This is a genomic window from Pseudomonas sp. LBUM1672, assembly GCF_059695655.1.
This window is the reverse complement of sequence record NZ_CP166781.1, coordinates 5,193,318-5,208,792: the sequence shown is the minus strand read 5'-3', so window position 1 is coordinate 5,208,792 and position 15,475 is coordinate 5,193,318. Positions and strand designations below refer to the sequence as shown.

The window sequence follows — 15,475 nt, the reverse complement described above, 5'->3', positions numbered from 1 at the left end:
AAAAGTCAGAAAGCGTATCGATCCTCTGGTTACTGAAAATTTGAAAAGTATCCCGACTTTTTAAAGCCGGGATTCGTACGGCGTAACCACTTAACTAGCGCTGTTACTGCGCCAGTCATTTGGAATTAGAGCATTCCCGTCTCGGAATGAGGGTAGGAGATGGATGTTCTTTAATCCATCAAACATTGATATAGGTACGTGTTCGAACATAATCATCTGAAACTCGTTTTTGTATTCTATATTGATGTTTTCGATAAAGGTATTAAGCATTTCAAATGCAGTTCTAATCTTGGCTCTGTCGCTATGTATAAGGTTCTCGGGATCTACTTCTTCCTCTTCGCCCCAGTAGGGACGGCTGGGCTGGTCAACTATCAGGAAGCTAGGAACAAATTTAGATTTTTTGTTAAGAGCGACTTCGTGTAGGGATAGGAAGTGAATTAAATGCAAAAACATGTGGTTGGAACTGCTGCCAACATTTTCAATGAGTGTTGATTTTGGCTTTCTAAGCTGAACTTTTTTTTCTTTGTAGTTGAAGCTTGGATACCACGTTGCGTAGTTCTCCAGGGCGCTCTTCGCTTGTGTCATCAATTCTGCGGAAACTTCATCTATCAAGCTAATGGTCGCATTTCGCTCCGCCTCCACATCTTTTACATTGATGGCGTCATGCTCGGTTGTAAGTCGTGTTAAATCGGCTGCCTCCGGCTTTTCAGCGCGCTTGTCATCCATACGAGCATAGATGCTGAGTTTACCCCGAGCTTCGCCCAAAAATACCCACATATCTTGGAGTTCTTTAAAGGAGCGGGGCGTCTCAGGAAGGACTTGTAGTTCCTCCTCTAGCGCTTTTTTCTTGTCCTCTAGCTGCCTAACTGCACCGTTTACTTGGCTCTCAACTGGGCGCCTAGCCTTGATGGTCTCATAAATCGTACGAAGGTCGACTTGAAGACTGCTGATCAGCTCATCAAAAATATCTGATTTTACGATTTCGCTAGAGCGCTCCATGAGTACCTTTAGCGGTTTCAAGCTGTCCTGAGAGTTTTTTACCGTCGACTTGTAGCTCTTATACTCCTCATTGAATTGAGAGTATTTTCTGATTTGTCTGTTTATGGAAAAAAGCTGTGAGTTGATATCCGAGCGACGTTTTGTTGATGTGTCGTAGTTTGGTGTGATAGTGGGTTTGTCGAGCATGTTTCGTAGGTTGGATGCCGTAATATCTTTGTCAAGTTCGGGTGTCAATCCATACTCAGTCGCTTTTGCAGCTATGTCGCGAATCTCGCTACTGAAGGAGCTTTTGCTCTCTGTCAGCGAAAAATTTTTACGTTCGAGCTTAGCAATCTCTTTGCTCAGGGAATCTTTGCGCTCACGAGCGACAATATTCTCCAAATCATCGATTCCGAGTGCCAAGTCAAAGATTCTGGGTAGAGCTTCGCGATATCGATCGACTTCTTGCTTGTCAAAGAAGTTCTTACTGTTAAGAATGATGTCGTCGGAAATTGTATTGAAAAGAAAAAAGTAGCGGAATGAAATTCGGGAGCCGGATTTTATAACTCGGCCACCAAAGGGCATTCGAATTCTGTCATCAATTGAAAACTCCGCTTCGAGTATTCCTCGTAAGTCATCTTGTTTGATGTTGGGTGTTGGTGCTTCCGGAACTACGCCCATGGATGAGAAACAATAGTCAGATGACACGGTGTTTCCGACAGGGCTGCGTCGAGCAAGAAAGTAGCTCTTGTCATTAACGTAAAACTTGATTCCGTACCAGCCGACGTTATCGTTAATAACGTCGTGTGGGATGTCATGCTCGCTCGCTAGAAAACAGTAATCGAATATCTTGAGTATCGTTGATTTGCCGGTTTGACTTTCACCGGTTATGACATTTACTTTGTTGCGCTCAAAATCCAGTGAGCGAATTTCGTTGTTTCTAGACCACAGGATGATTGCATCAATGCCAAAATTCACAGTTGCACCCTAAAGTTTAAGTAAAGTTCTTCGTCGGGTTCGAGTAGAAGTTCGGAAATTTTTTCGGAAGCTAGGTCGATTTTTTTTGCTCTCTGCCCAAGATCCGAATCTATTACCAGTCGACGTTGGCGGACTAGCACTTCGCCCAGTTTGGCGTAGCCCAGGTGTGCTAGTAACTGAATAGAGTTAACCGATAATGGAAGACAACTTTCGAAGCGTTCATTGAAGTTGACGAATAGTTGCGGATGACCTGAGCTGAGGGCGGCAGATCCTCGCTCTAGGGTTCCTTTATTTGCCATATGATTAAGGGTAGGGCGGTGGACAATCATAGGAATGATCAGCAGCGCTTTAGGAATGGAGAGGCTGCCTAAATGATTTAGCACGGAAGCAATGGCTGTCACGCCTATGCCAACATTGTTATATCCATCCCAGAAGCCCTTGTTGGTCTTCGGTGGTGGTTGAATTACAAAGTTTTCCAATCGCGGTGCCATCCAATCAGTTGTTCGTCAGAAAGATGGTAGAGCTCTCCATTACTTAACTCAGTGTTAAGTTTGCTGTTGGCTATAGAAAACTCCACTTTACGAAGATCATAAAGTAACTCTTTCGCTTTATTGACCACGTCGTGGTCGAGGCAATCTTCGCACCAGTGATCAAATGCATTGCGCCACTTTGACTTCACGTCATCATGGAACGCAGAAATTTCGTCGGCTACAAGCTCTCCTGATTGGAGCCAGTCATCCAGGAAACGAGCAATTTTTAGTTTGTTTGTGGTGAATTCAAACGCTTTTTCAATATCTCCGACTTTCATAGCGTTTACGGCGAGAAGTTGTTTGACAAATGTTTGTGCAAAAATGTCATCGGGGAATGCCGGAAGAAATGGCCTGCCAAGCTGAAGCGGCTCTCTGGATGTAGAGAAAATAGTTCGATACCGGCTGTAGAATGAGTCGAAGTCTAATTCGACTTTTTGACCTTCTTTGATACGAATGTAGTTGTCGGTTCTGATATTTGAATCAAGTCTTTCAAAAACGATATCTACTTTGGAGTTTTCAACCATTTTTTCCCTAATGGCTGTCTTGATCAGAGTGTGAAGGTCGTCAAGGTCTAACTCAAGATGGACCTTGCGAAGAAACGCTGCAAGAACACTCTTGCTGAGCGCTAGAACTGCCCCTAAGTACTTTTTTATATCATCGTCTTTGGTTTTTTCATGTAATGAGTTTATGTGTGTGCGTAAGGCATCAAAATTAATTTTTGATGCTTTGTAGTCTTCTAGTTTTTTTAGAAATTCATTTCGACTGCTTTCTGATTTGTTTGTAATTAGGTGGAATTCAGTTTTCTTGACGAACTCGTTTTGCTTTGAAGTCTGATTCCGGTCAGCAGCTTTATCTGAAATGATTTTTGCCCAGTTATGCATCGTCTTCCAGAGATCGCTGTCTAACTCAGTGAGCGCAATAGGATTTCCGGCGGCACTAAGCTGTACAGTATGCTTCAGCTGAAACAGTATTTGTGTGTCATTATCGAGGTCGGTATGTACGTCATCTTTAACTTCGAGACCGACAGATTGACCAGATTTCAGATTTAATAGGCGATAAAGAAAATAATAGTACTGGTAGTGGAAGCCAATTTCGGTAGTGTCCGCACTGGTTTGTTCAGTAAAGCTCTTTGTATTGGCCACGATCTAATTCACTCGACCCATCCACTGTATGACTGACCGGGGGGGCGTGTGGTGCTTCCTACGATCCTCCCTAACCGACTAGTCTCATATAAGGCCATGCTCGCATGCTGGTGGCAAGCACATTGCTATCATTGGGTGATGATGGAGAAAAGGTGACTGGAGGAAAGGGAGCACATTTGTTACTCGTCAATACATGGCTGTTAGCGTTGGTGCGCCTTCGGACGAACCCGGTTTTTAGGCACTCCCCTCCATTCATTGAATGTCTTTCAAGTAGTCCTTAAGCGCGAGGAGCGGAGAATCAAGCTGCTCCATCGTTAGTGCAGCGCTGAAATTTGCTGCCAACCTATGCAATTCACGACCCAGGACTGTATCAACACCGCCAATCGCCTTCAGCGCCAAATCCAGGCATTCATCCACTTTCCTCTGGATCGCCTCAACATCCCCCCTACGCGCCAGCAACCCAAAAACCTCCCTCTCATAATCACTCATCAGCAAATCATCCCGAAGAATCGGACTCGAATCCTCCGTCTCATAAGCAAGCTTAAGGCTGAACAGGGCGACGGTTTCCAGCAGCAATTCCATGGGGGGAATCCTTGTGAAATGTTCCACCGGTGCGGGCGGTGTGGAAGAGAAGCAAGATCAAAAGATCGCAGCCTTCAGCAGCTCCTACAGCGACGGGGTAGCTTTTCTACAGACGAAAAAAAAGGCCTTGCAAAGCAAGACCTTTCTTAATTTTGGTGCCCCGAGGGAGACTCGAACTCCCACTCCTTTCGAAAACGGATTTTGAATCCGCCGCGTCTACCAATTCCGCCATCAGGGCTCAATGGCGGCGAAGTATAGAGATGAGATTACCGTCGGTCAATCAGGTACATAGAGAATTTTCACTATTTCGGCTAGACTTCCGGCCCCTGCTAGACGAACCCCATCATGCGCGTTGCTGACTTTACTTTCGAACTCCCTGATTCGCTGATTGCTCGCCACCCTTTGGCCGAGCGTCGCAACAGTCGCCTGTTGACCCTTGATGGGGTCAGCGGCGCCCTGGCGCACCGTCAATTCACTGATTTGCTCGAGCATTTGCGCCCGGGCGATTTGATGGTGTTCAACAATACCCGGGTGATTCCGGCGCGGCTGTTTGGCCAGAAGGCTTCCGGCGGCAAGCTGGAAATCCTGGTGGAGCGGGTGCTCGACAGTCATCGCGTGCTGGCCCATGTGCGCTCCAGCAAGTCGCCGAAGCCGGGTTCGAAGATCCTGATCGACGGCGGTGGCGAAGCCGAGATGCTGGCGCGTCATGATGCGTTGTTCGAGCTGGGGTTTGCCGAAGAGGTGTTGCCGCTGCTCGACCGCGTCGGGCACATGCCGCTGCCTCCTTATATAGACCGCCCGGATGAAGGCTCGGACCGCGAGCGCTATCAGACCGTGTACGCCCAGCGCCTGGGCGCGGTGGCGGCGCCGACGGCGGGGCTGCATTTCGATCAGCCGCTGATGGAGGCGATTGCCGCCAAGGGCGTCGAGACGGCGTTCGTGACCTTGCACGTGGGGGCGGGTACGTTTCAGCCGGTGCGGGTCGAGAAGATCGAAGATCACCACATGCATAGCGAATGGCTGGAAGTCGGCCAGGACGTGGTCGATGCCGTCGCGGCTTGCCGCGCTCGTGGTGGTCGGGTGATTGCCGTGGGGACCACCAGCGTGCGTTCCCTCGAAAGTGCCGCGCGCGATGGCGTGCTCAAGCCGTTCAGTGGCGACACAGACATCTTTATCTACCCGGGCCGGCCGTTTCATGTGGTCGATGCCCTGGTCACCAATTTTCATTTGCCCGAATCCACGCTGTTGATGCTGGTTTCGGCGTTCGCCGGTTATCCCGAAGCCATGGCCGCTTATAAAGCGGCTGTCGAGCATGAATACCGCTTTTTCAGCTACGGTGATGCGATGTTTATCACCCGTAACCCCGCACCACGTGGCCCTGAGGACAAAGAATGAGTCGCCAAAGTCGTATGTCGTTTGAGTTGCTTGCTACTGACGGCAAGGCTCGTCGCGGTCGTTTGACCTTTCCGCGCGGTACCGTCGAGACCCCGGCCTTCATGCCGGTGGGCACGTATGGCACCGTCAAGGGCATGTTGCCGCGGGATATCACCGCGACTGGCGCGGAAATCATTCTGGGTAACACCTTCCACTTGTGGCTGCGTCCTGGCACCGAAGTGATCAAGAAGCACGGCGACCTGCACGATTTCATGCAGTGGAAAGGCCCGATTCTGACCGACTCCGGCGGTTTCCAGGTGTTCAGCCTGGGCGCGATGCGCAAGATCAAGGAGGAGGGCGTGACCTTCGCCTCTCCTGTCGACGGCGCCAAAGTGTTCATGGGGCCGGAAGAGTCGATGCAGGTCCAGCGTGACCTGGGCTCCGACATCGTGATGATTTTCGACGAATGCACGCCGTACCCGGCCGACGAAGACGTCGCGCGGATTTCCATGGAGCTGTCGTTGCGTTGGGCCAAGCGTTCGAAAGAAGCCCATGGCGACAACACGGCGGCGCTGTTCGGCATCGTTCAGGGCGGCATGCACCAGGACCTGCGCATGCGCTCCCTGGAAGGCCTCGACAAGATCGGTTTCGATGGCCTGGCCATTGGCGGTCTGTCGGTGGGCGAGCCCAAGCACGAGATGATCAAGGTGCTGGATTACCTGCCAGGCCAGATGCCGGCTGACAAACCTCGTTACCTTATGGGCGTTGGCAAACCGGAAGATCTGGTTGAGGGTGTGCGCCGCGGTGTGGACATGTTCGATTGCGTGATGCCAACCCGTAATGCCCGCAATGGGCATCTGTTCATTGATACTGGCGTGCTGAAGATCCGAAACGCGTTCCATCGCCATGATGATTCGCCGCTCGATCCGACCTGCGATTGCTATACCTGCCAGAACTTCTCCCGCGCTTATCTGCATCACCTGGACAAGTGCGGCGAAATGCTGGGGAGCATGCTCAATACCATCCATAACTTGCGTCATTATCAAGTGCTTATGGCTGGTTTGCGCGAGGCTATTCAACAGGGTACATTGGCCGCCTTTGTCGATGCCTTCTACGCCAAACGCGGGTTACCTGTTCCGCCTTTGGACTGAGTTTTCTGACCCCAAGATTCAACATTTGCAACTGGAGTGCTAAATGAGCTTTTTTATCTCTAATGCCATGGCTGACGCTGCTGCACCTGCTGCTGCCGGCCCAATGGGTGGCGGTTTCGAGTGGATTTTCCTGGTCGGTTTCCTGGTCATCTTCTACCTGATGATCTGGCGTCCACAGGCCAAGCGCGCCAAAGAGCAGAAAACCCTGCTGGGCAGCCTGCAAAAAGGTGACGAAGTTGTGACCACCGGTGGTATCGCCGGCAAGATCACTAAAGTGGCTGACGATTTCGTGGTTCTGGAAGTTTCCGACACCGTCGAAATGAAGTTCCAGAAAGGCGCCATCGCCGCCACGCTGCCAAAAGGCACGCTCAAAGCGATCTAAGTTTCAACTTCTACTCAATCGACGGGGCGCGCAAGGCGCCCCGCGTCATAAGCGGGCGGCGTGATGCTGAACAAATACCCTCTGTGGAAATACATTCTGATCCTGGCGGTGCTGGCGGTCGGTCTGATTTATTCCGCTCCCAATTTATATCCTGATGACCCGGCCATTCAGGTCAGCGGCGCAAGCACTTCGCTGCAAGTCAATCAGGCTGATCTGGATCGTGTGAGCGCTGCGCTCAAGGAATCCGGGATCAACGTCAAGGCAGCCACGCTGGCGGCCAATGGCAAGGGTGGTCTGATTCGTCTGACCAAGGCTGAAGATCAGCTGCCGGCCAAAGACGTTGTGCGCAAGGCGTTGGGTGATGACTACGTCGTCGCGCTGAACCTGGCACAAACCACCCCGCAATGGCTGCGCAACCTCGCTGCGCACCCGATGAAGCTGGGTCTGGACTTGTCCGGTGGTGTGCACTTCCTGCTCGAAGTGGACATGGACAAAGCCCTCGACGCACGCTTGAAAGTGTACGAAGGCGATGTAAAGAGCCTGTTGCGTAAAGAGAAACTGCGCTATCGCAGCCTGCCGCAACTCAACGGCGCCATTCAGCTGGGTTTCAGTGATGAAGCTTCCCGCGAACAGGCCCGTGCGCTGATCCGCAAGAACTTCAACGATTTCGACATTGTTCCGGCCGACCTCAATGGTCAGGCGGTGCTGCGTCTGGCGATGACCCCGGCCAAGCTGGCGGAAATCCGCGAATACTCCATCAAGCAGAACTTGACCACGGTACGTAACCGCGTCAACGAGCTGGGTGTTGCCGAACCGATCGTTCAGCGTCAGGGCGCCAACCGCATCGTGGTTGAGCTGCCGGGCGTGCAGGACACCGCAGAAGCCAAGCGTATCCTCGGCAAGACGGCCAACCTTGAGTTCCGTCTGGCCGCTGAGCCGGGCGCTTCGAAAGCCACTTCCGAAAGCTTCGAGTTCCGTGAAGGCAATCGTCCGCCGGCACAGATCGAGCGTGGCCTGATCATCACCGGTGACCAGGTAACTGACGCCAAGGCTGGCTTCGGCGAGCACGGTACGCCAGAAGTGAACATCCGTCTGGATGGCCACGGTGGCGAGCTGATGAGTCGTGCGACGCGCAGCAACGTCGGTCGCAGCATGGCGGTGATCTTCATCGAGCAGCGTCCGGTCACCACGTACACCAAACAAATGGTGAACGGTGTCGAGAAAGACGTAGCGGTTCAAACGTTTAAAGAAGAGAAGAAGATCATCAGCCTGGCGACCATCCAGTCGCCGCTGGGTGCTCAATTCCGCATCACTGGCCTGAACGGTCAGGGCGAGTCGTCCGAACTGGCGCTGCTGTTGCGTGCCGGTGGTCTGGCTGCCCCGATGTACTTCGCTGAAGAACGTACCATTGGCCCGAGCCTGGGTGCCGACAACATCGTCAAAGGTGTCGATGCATCGCTGTGGGGCATGCTGTTTGTCTCGCTGTTCATCATCGCCATCTACCGCTTCTTCGGCATCATCGCCACCGTCGCACTGTCGGTGAACATGGTGTTGCTGTTGGCCTTGATGTCGCTGCTGGGGGCAACGCTGACCCTGCCGGGTATCGCCGGTATCGTATTGACCATGGGTATGGCGGTCGATGCCAACGTGCTGATCTTCTCGCGGATTCGTGAAGAGATCGCGGCGGGCATGACCGTACAACGGGCAATCAACGAAGGCTTCGGCCGGGCATTTACTGCGATTCTCGACGCCAACCTGACCACATTGCTGGTCGGCGGGATTCTCTTTGCGATGGGTACAGGCCCGGTCAAAGGTTTCGCAGTGACCATGTCCCTCGGGATCTTTACCTCGATGTTCACGGCCATCATGGTGACCCGCGCGATGGTCAACCTGATCTTCGGCGGTCGTGACTTCAAGAAGTTGTGGATTTAAGGGGCTGCCATGTTACGTACAATCAACTTCATGGGCGTTCGCAACGTTGCGTTCGGCGTCACATTGTTCCTTACGGTGCTGGCTTTGTTCAGCGTCGCCACCAAGGGCATGAACTGGGGCCTGGACTTCACCGGCGGTACGCTCATCGAGCTGACCTACGAGCGTCCGGCCGATGTCACCAAGGTGCGTGAGCAGCTGGCTACTTCGGGCTATCACGAGGCAATCGTGCAGAGCTTCGGTGCGACTACCGATTTGCTGGTGCGCATGCCGGGTGAGGACCCGCAGCTGGGCCATCAAGTGGCCGAAGCGCTGCTGAAAGTCGGCGGCGACAACCCGGCGATGGTCAAGCGCGTCGAGTTCGTCGGCCCGCAGGTCGGTGAAGAGCTGCGCGACCAGGGCGGCCTCGGCATGCTGATGGCGCTGGGCGGCATTCTGATCTACCTGGCTTTCCGCTTTCAGTGGAAGTTCGCGGTCGGTGCCATCGTTTCGCTGATCCACGACGTGATCGTGACCATCGGTATCCTGTCGTTCTTCCAGATCACCTTCGATCTGACGGTGCTGGCGGCGGTACTGGCGATCATTGGTTACTCGCTCAACGACACCATCGTGGTATTCGACCGGGTTCGTGAGAACTTCCGTGTACTGCGCAAGGCCAGCCTGATCGAGAACATCAACATCTCGACCACGCAAACCCTGCTGCGGACCATGGCGACGTCGATCTCCACCTTGCTGGCGATCGCTGCTTTGCTGTTCTTCGGTGGCGACAACCTGTTCGGCTTCTCCATCGCCCTGTTCATCGGTGTTCTGGCGGGTACTTACTCGTCGATCTACATCGCGAACGTGATGCTGATCTGGCTGAACCTGAGCAGCGAAGATCTGATTGCTCCTGTGGCCACTGACAAGGAAGTCGACGACCGTCCATAACGGCCATCGCTTTTCCAGCTGTCAGCCGAAAAAGGCGCGAGTTGAACTCGCGCCTTTTTTTATGCTCCAAGGCTGGGAGAAGCGCGGGCTTTGCCCGCATGTGATGGTCAGGAGGTTCATGTGAACAAGTCGTTGCTGGTTGGTGCGGTATTGGGTGCTGTCGGTGTAACTGCCGGGGGTGCTGTTGCCACCTACAGCCTGGTTAAAAGCGGCCCTGAGTATGCGCAAGTGCTAGCCGTTGAACCGGTCAAGACACAAATCAAGACGCCACGTGAAGTGTGCAAGGATGTAGCAGTGACCCGGCAAGCGCCGGTGAAAGACCAACACCAGATCGCCGGTACAGTGGTCGGTGCATTGGCAGGTGGTTTGCTGGGTAACCAGATCGGCGGCGGCACCGGCAAGAAGATTGCCACGGTCGCAGGCGCTGTCGGTGGTGGTTATGCGGGCAACAAGGTTCAGGAAGGCATGCAAGAGCGTGACACCTACACCACGACTCAGACTCGCTGTAACACCGTGAATGACATCAGCGACAAGGTTGTAGGCTACGACGTTCGTTATTCGCTGGACGGCAAGGAAGGCAAGGTGCGGATGGATCGTGATCCGGGCAACCAGATTCCGGTCGACAAGGAAGGCAAGCTGGTCCTGTCGCAGAATGAAGAGAACCGCTAAAAATAGTGGGGTTTCAGATTCAAAAAGAAGCATCCTGCGGGGTGCTTTTTTTGTGCCCGAAATTTATGCCTCACCACAAGTCCCCTGTGGGAGCGAGCCTGCTCGCGATAGCGGTGTGTCAGCCTCCATTAATGTTGAATGTGGCTCAGTCATCGCGAGCAGGCTCGCTCCCACAGGGATCGTCGGTGTTTTCGGGGACGAATCCCAGGCATAAAAAAAGCACCCCGAAGGGTGCTTTTTTGTGGGCGTTCGCTTAGCGCTTCAGCGAAGCCGGCAGGTGCGGCTGGATCGCCGTCAGCACTGCTTTGAAGCACTTGGTGTTGCCGGCGACGATGTGGCCTTTCTCAAGGAAATCGTGGCCGCCGGTGAAGTCGCTCACCAAACCGCCAGCTTCCTGGATCAGCAGGGCGCCTGCAGCCATGTCCCACTCGGACAGGCCCGACTCCCAGAACGCATCGAAACGGCCGGCAGCCACGTAGGCCAGGTCCAGGCTCGCCGAACCTGCGCGGCGGATACCGGCGGTCTGGCCTACCAGGGCGCGGAACATGCCCAGGTAGTTGTCGAGGTTGTCCATCTGGTCGTCACGGAACGGGAAGCCGGTACCCAGCAGGGCGCCGTCGAGGCTGGTGCGACCGCTGACGCGCAGGCGACGACCGTTCAGTTGAGCGCCGCGACCACGGCTGGCGGTGAATTCTTCCTGGCGAACCGGGTCCAGAACAACAGCGTGTTCCAGGCGACCGCGGTATTTGCAGGCGATGCTGACAGCGAAGTGAGGAATGCCGCGCAGGAAGTTGGTGGTGCCGTCCAGCGGATCGATGATCCACAGGTATTCTTCGCCTTCGATCCCGGTGCCGGCGTGCATGCCGGTTTCTTCACCCATGATCGAGTGATTCGGGTAGGCCTTGCGCAGTGCGTCGATGATTTTCTGTTCGGCGGCGCGATCCACCTCGGATACGTAATCCTTGGCGTCTTTTTCGTCGACCTTGATGGTATCCAGGCGCTCGATGGAGCGGAAGATCAATTCACTGGCGCTGCGGGCGGCGCGCAGCGCGATATTCAGCATGGGCTGCATGGATGTGTCACCTAAGGTTGTTAAAGAAAGCCGGGCATTCTATCAGAACTTTTCTACAGGTGAAGGTTGGTGTTCGCTTTCATAGCTTAACGGTAGGATGAACTGTAAGATTCTGCTCCCCATTTCTGTGTTCGAGAGCGCCTCCCTTGCTGCATAACATTCGTGTCGTCCTGGTCAATACCAGTCACCCCGGCAACATCGGCGGGGCTGCGCGTGCCATGAAGAACATGGGCCTGTCGCGGCTGGTGCTGGTCGAACCGCGGCTGTTCCCGCACCACGAGGCCGATGCTCGCGCTTCCGGCGCCGGGGACATCCTTGAAAACGCGCAAGTCGTCGCCACCTTGGAAGATGCCTTGGTCGGCTGCAATCTGGTGCTCGGTACCAGCGCCCGTGACCGGCGTATTCCCTGGCCGTTGCTTGATCCCCGCGAGTGCGGTGTGAAAGTGGTCGAGGAAGCCGCGTCGGGGGCCGAAATTGCCTTGGTCTTTGGTCGTGAAGATTCCGGCCTGACCAATGAAGAGCTACAGCGATGTCATTATCACGTGCACATCCCATCAGACCCTGAGTTCAGTTCGCTGAACCTTGGGGCAGCGGTGCAGGTGTTGAGCTATGAAGTGCGCATGTCCTGGCTCGCGGCCCAAGGCCAGCCGAGCAAGGTCGAGAAGGATGAAGTGGCGTCCACCAAAAGTGGTGAGCTGGCGACCATGGATGAGCTGGAGCGATTCTATGAGCACCTGGAGCAAACCCTGGTGGCCATCGAATTCCTCGATCCGGAAAAGCCGCGGCACTTGATGGCGCGCCTGCGCCGGTTGTACGGTCGAAGCTCGGTCAGCCGGGCGGAAATGAATATATTGCGTGGCATCCTCACGGAAACCCAGAAAGCGGCCCGTGGCGAGCTTCTAAAGCGGAAGGATTAAAAATGTTCGAGCGTTTGCGTGAAGATATCCAGAGTGTTTTCCATCGTGACCCGGCAGCGCGCAACGCCTTTGAAGTCCTGACTTGCTACCCGGGCATGCACGCCATTTGGATACATCGCCTGTCATCGGCCCTGTGGGGCATGGGCTGGAAGTGGCTGGCGCGTCTGGTGTCGAACTTCGGTCGCTGGTTGACCGGGATCGAGATCCATCCGGGCGCCAAGGTCGGTCGTCGCTTCTTTATTGACCATGGCATGGGTATTGTCATCGGTGAAACCGCTGAAATCGGCAATGACGTCACCCTTTATCAGGGTGTGACCCTGGGCGGCACCAGCTGGAACAAGGGCAAGCGTCACCCGACATTGGAAGATGGCGTGGTGGTAGGGGCGGGCGCCAAGGTGCTCGGCCCGTTTACGGTCGGCGCTGGGGCCAAGGTCGGTTCCAATGCGGTGGTGACCAAGGCTGTGCCGCCGGGTGCGACTGTGGTCGGGATTCCGGGGCGGATCATCGTCAAGTCCGACGAAGAGACAGACGCCAAACGCAAGGCCATGGCCGAGAAGATCGGTTTCGATGCCTACGGTGTTGGCGAAGACATGCCTGACCCGGTGGCGCGAGCCATCAATCAGTTGCTCGACCACTTGCAAGCGGTTGATGGGCGTCTGGAGGGGATGTGCGGGGCGTTGAAGGATCTGGGCAGTAATTACTGTGCGAAAGATCTGCCTGAGCTGCGCGAAGAGGACTTCGCCTGTGTGAAGGACAAGGATCAGAGTCAGGCCAGCTAAACCGCGCTGACCTCTTCGCGAGCAAGCCCGCCCCACAGGATGCTCATCGTCCTTGTGGGAGCGGGCTTGCTCGCGAAGAGCGATAACGCGCAATTACTGGCTGTACGCCGCCAGCCTTTGCTATGATGCGGCCGCTCTTTTGCGGGTAATCCTGACTAAAGTACTAGGTCTTATAGTTGACTTAAATACTCGGGAATTGCATACTCGCCCCATTCCGAACTCCGTGGTAATTGTCCATGCGACTGACTACAAAAGGCCGATACGCCGTAACCGCCATGCTTGACCTGGCGTTGCACGCGCAGCACGGGCCGGTGTCCCTGGCCGATATCTCCGAGCGCCAAGGCATCTCCCTGTCCTACCTCGAACAGCTCTTCGCCAAATTGCGCCGCAGCAATCTGGTTTCCAGCGTTCGTGGCCCGGGCGGTGGCTACCAACTGTCCCGCGACATGCAGGGCATCCAGGTCGCCCAGGTGATCGATGCGGTGAACGAATCGGTCGATGCGACCAAATGCCAGGGCCAGGGTGATTGCCATCAAGGCGACACCTGCCTGACCCACCACTTGTGGTGCGATCTGAGCCTGCAGATTCACGAATTTCTGAGCGGTATCAGCTTGGCTGACCTTGTAACTCGCCGTGAGGTGCAAGAAGTAGCCCAGCGTCAGGACCAGCGCCGTTGCAACAGCAAGGCGCCACGCCTGGACAAGATTGAAGCGTCCGCCGTCGAATGACAGCCACAGAGCCAAGCGGTACGCCAGCCAGCCTGATTTAGGAGATAGTCCATGAAATTGCCGATTTACCTTGATTACTCTGCAACCACCCCGGTTGATCCGCGTGTGGCGCAAAAGATGAGTGAATGCCTGCTGGTTGACGGAAACTTCGGTAACCCGGCGTCCCGTTCCCACGTGTTCGGCTGGAAAGCTGAAGAGTCCGTCGAAAACGCTCGCCGTCAGGTCGCTGACCTGGTCAACGCCGATCCGCGTGAAATCGTCTGGACCTCCGGTGCCACCGAGTCCGACAACCTGGCAATCAAGGGTGCGGCGCATTTCTACGCGACCAAAGGCAAACACCTGATCACCACCAAGATTGAGCACAAGGCTGTCCTCGACACCATGCGCCAACTGGAGCGTGAAGGTTTCGAAGTGACCTACCTCGAGCCTCAGACTGATGGCCTGGTTACACCAGCGATGATCGAAGCCGCTCTGCGCGACGACACCATCCTGGTCTCGGTCATGCACGTGAACAACGAAATCGGCACCATCAACGACATCGCAGCCATCGGCGAACTGACCCGCTCCAAGGGCATTCTGTTCCACGTCGACGCCGCTCAGTCCACTGGCAAGGTCGAGATCGACCTGCAGAAGCTGAAAGTCGACCTGATGTCGTTCTCCGCCCACAAAACCTACGGCCCTAAAGGCATCGGCGCGCTGTACGTCAGCCGCAAGCCGCGTGTTCGCATCGAAGCGACCATGCACGGCGGCGGTCACGAACGTGGCATGCGTTCCGGCACCCTGGCGACCCACCAGATCGTCGGCATGGGCGAAGCGTTCCGCGTAGCCAAGGAGGACATGGCGGCCGAGAACATCCGCATCAAAGCCTTGAGCGACCGTTTCTTCAAGCAGGTCGAAGGCCTGGAAGAGCTGTACATCAACGGCAGCATGACCGCCCGCGTACCGCACAACCTGAACCTGAGCTTCAACTACGTTGAAGGCGAGTCGCTGATCATGGCGCTCAAGGATCTGGCGGTTTCGTCCGGTTCGGCCTGCACCTCGGCTTCCCTTGAGCCTTCGTACGTACTGCGCGCCCTGGGCCGCAACGACGAACTGGCGCACAGCTCGATCCGCTTCACCTTCGGCCGTTTCACCACCGAAGAAGAAATCGACTACGCCGCGCAGAAAGTCTGCGAGGCCGTTACCAAGCTGCGCACCTTGTCGCCGCTGTGGGACATGTACAAAGACGGTGTCGACATTTCGAAAATCGAGTGGGCGGCACACTGATTTCAAGTCGCCGCAAACCGGCCCTGCAAACCAAGGTTTCAGGGCTCAAGAGCGACTCTCTGATGAGTGAG

15 protein-coding genes and 1 tRNA gene are annotated in these 15,475 nt (G+C 54.9%); 10 read left to right on the top strand and 6 right to left on the bottom strand.

All coding sequences use genetic code 11. The features are described 5' to 3' along the window. Positions 1-90: 90 nt before the first annotated feature. The 5 genes from ACA053_RS23740 to ACA053_RS23720 all read right to left on the bottom strand — a co-directional run bounded on the left by ACA053_RS23740 (position 91) and on the right by ACA053_RS23720 (position 4,448). Positions 91-1,956 (bottom strand): DUF3732 domain-containing protein, encoded by a 1,866-nt coding sequence (locus tag ACA053_RS23740; protein WP_497393844.1) that lies wholly within the window; start codon positions 1,954-1,956, stop codon positions 91-93. Beyond that, positions 1,953-2,435 (bottom strand): three component ABC system middle component, encoded by a 483-nt coding sequence (locus ACA053_RS23735; RefSeq protein WP_497393843.1) that lies wholly within the window; start codon positions 2,433-2,435, stop codon positions 1,953-1,955. The genes ACA053_RS23740 and ACA053_RS23735 overlap by 4 nt, the downstream gene beginning before the upstream one ends. Beyond that, positions 2,420-3,628 carry an ABC-three component system protein gene (locus ACA053_RS23730; RefSeq protein ID WP_497393842.1) on the bottom strand — a complete coding sequence of 403 codons (1,209 nt, stop codon included), beginning with the start codon at positions 3,626-3,628 and terminating at the stop codon, positions 2,420-2,422. Before ACA053_RS23730 ends, ACA053_RS23735 begins: the two co-directional genes overlap by 16 nt. A 252-nt stretch (positions 3,629-3,880) precedes the next feature. Next, the gene (locus tag ACA053_RS23725) at positions 3,881-4,210 is read right to left on the bottom strand and encodes a hypothetical protein (RefSeq protein WP_497393841.1); all 330 of its coding nucleotides are present in this window, start codon (positions 4,208-4,210) and stop codon (positions 3,881-3,883) included. Between the two features lie 153 nt (positions 4,211-4,363). Further along, positions 4,364-4,448: transfer RNA gene (locus ACA053_RS23720), tRNA-Leu, on the bottom strand. A gap of 107 nt (positions 4,449-4,555) precedes the next feature. Between ACA053_RS23720 and queA the strand changes: the two genes are divergently transcribed. The 6 genes from queA (at position 4,556) to ACA053_RS23690 (ending at position 10,642) form a co-directional block, all read left to right on the top strand. Then, positions 4,556-5,605, top strand: coding sequence for a tRNA preQ1(34) S-adenosylmethionine ribosyltransferase-isomerase QueA (gene queA, locus ACA053_RS23715; protein WP_497313528.1), 1,050 nt, complete (start codon positions 4,556-4,558; stop codon positions 5,603-5,605). A 14-nt stretch (positions 5,606-5,619) separates the two neighbouring features. After that, positions 5,620-6,735 carry a tRNA guanosine(34) transglycosylase Tgt gene (gene tgt, locus ACA053_RS23710; RefSeq protein ID WP_162130724.1) on the top strand — a complete coding sequence of 372 codons (1,116 nt, stop codon included), beginning with the start codon at positions 5,620-5,622 and terminating at the stop codon, positions 6,733-6,735. Between the two features lie 43 nt (positions 6,736-6,778). After that, on the top strand, positions 6,779-7,117 hold the full coding sequence (gene yajC / locus ACA053_RS23705; RefSeq protein WP_131059389.1) for a preprotein translocase subunit YajC: 339 nt from the start codon (positions 6,779-6,781) through the stop codon (positions 7,115-7,117). Between the two features lie 63 nt (positions 7,118-7,180). Then, positions 7,181-9,049: a protein translocase subunit SecD gene (gene secD / locus ACA053_RS23700; protein WP_497313526.1), complete on the top strand. Its 1,869-nt coding sequence runs from the start codon at positions 7,181-7,183 to the stop codon at positions 9,047-9,049. Positions 9,050-9,058: 9 nt separating this feature from the next. Continuing rightward, positions 9,059-9,973 (top strand): protein translocase subunit SecF, encoded by a 915-nt coding sequence (gene secF, locus ACA053_RS23695; RefSeq protein WP_497313524.1) that lies wholly within the window; start codon positions 9,059-9,061, stop codon positions 9,971-9,973. A gap of 120 nt (positions 9,974-10,093) precedes the next feature. Next, on the top strand, positions 10,094-10,642 hold the full coding sequence (locus tag ACA053_RS23690) for a glycine zipper 2TM domain-containing protein (RefSeq protein WP_027922743.1): 549 nt from the start codon (positions 10,094-10,096) through the stop codon (positions 10,640-10,642). A gap of 253 nt (positions 10,643-10,895) precedes the next feature. Here ACA053_RS23690 and suhB read toward each other — a convergent pair whose 3' ends face one another. Then, positions 10,896-11,714, bottom strand: coding sequence for a type III secretion system regulator SuhB (suhB, locus tag ACA053_RS23685; RefSeq protein ID WP_008014726.1), 819 nt, complete (start codon positions 11,712-11,714; stop codon positions 10,896-10,898). Between the two features lie 146 nt (positions 11,715-11,860). Here suhB and trmJ point away from each other — a divergent pair, with 146 nt between their 5' ends. The 4 genes from trmJ to ACA053_RS23665 all read left to right on the top strand — a co-directional run bounded on the left by trmJ (position 11,861) and on the right by ACA053_RS23665 (position 15,404). Further along, entirely contained in the window at positions 11,861-12,631 is a 771-nt protein-coding gene (gene trmJ / locus ACA053_RS23680; protein ID WP_010457884.1) for a tRNA (cytosine(32)/uridine(32)-2'-O)-methyltransferase TrmJ, read from the top strand. 2 nt (positions 12,632-12,633) lie between these two features. Next, complete coding sequence (gene cysE / locus ACA053_RS23675; protein ID WP_008147732.1) at positions 12,634-13,410, top strand: serine O-acetyltransferase; 777 nt, start codon at positions 12,634-12,636, stop codon at positions 13,408-13,410. A gap of 236 nt (positions 13,411-13,646) precedes the next feature. After that, entirely contained in the window at positions 13,647-14,138 is a 492-nt protein-coding gene (gene iscR, locus ACA053_RS23670; RefSeq protein ID WP_007903581.1) for a Fe-S cluster assembly transcriptional regulator IscR, read from the top strand. Positions 14,139-14,189: 51 nt separating this feature from the next. Then, entirely contained in the window at positions 14,190-15,404 is a 1,215-nt protein-coding gene (locus ACA053_RS23665; RefSeq protein ID WP_010457878.1) for an IscS subfamily cysteine desulfurase, read from the top strand. Positions 15,405-15,475 lie beyond the last annotated feature (71 nt).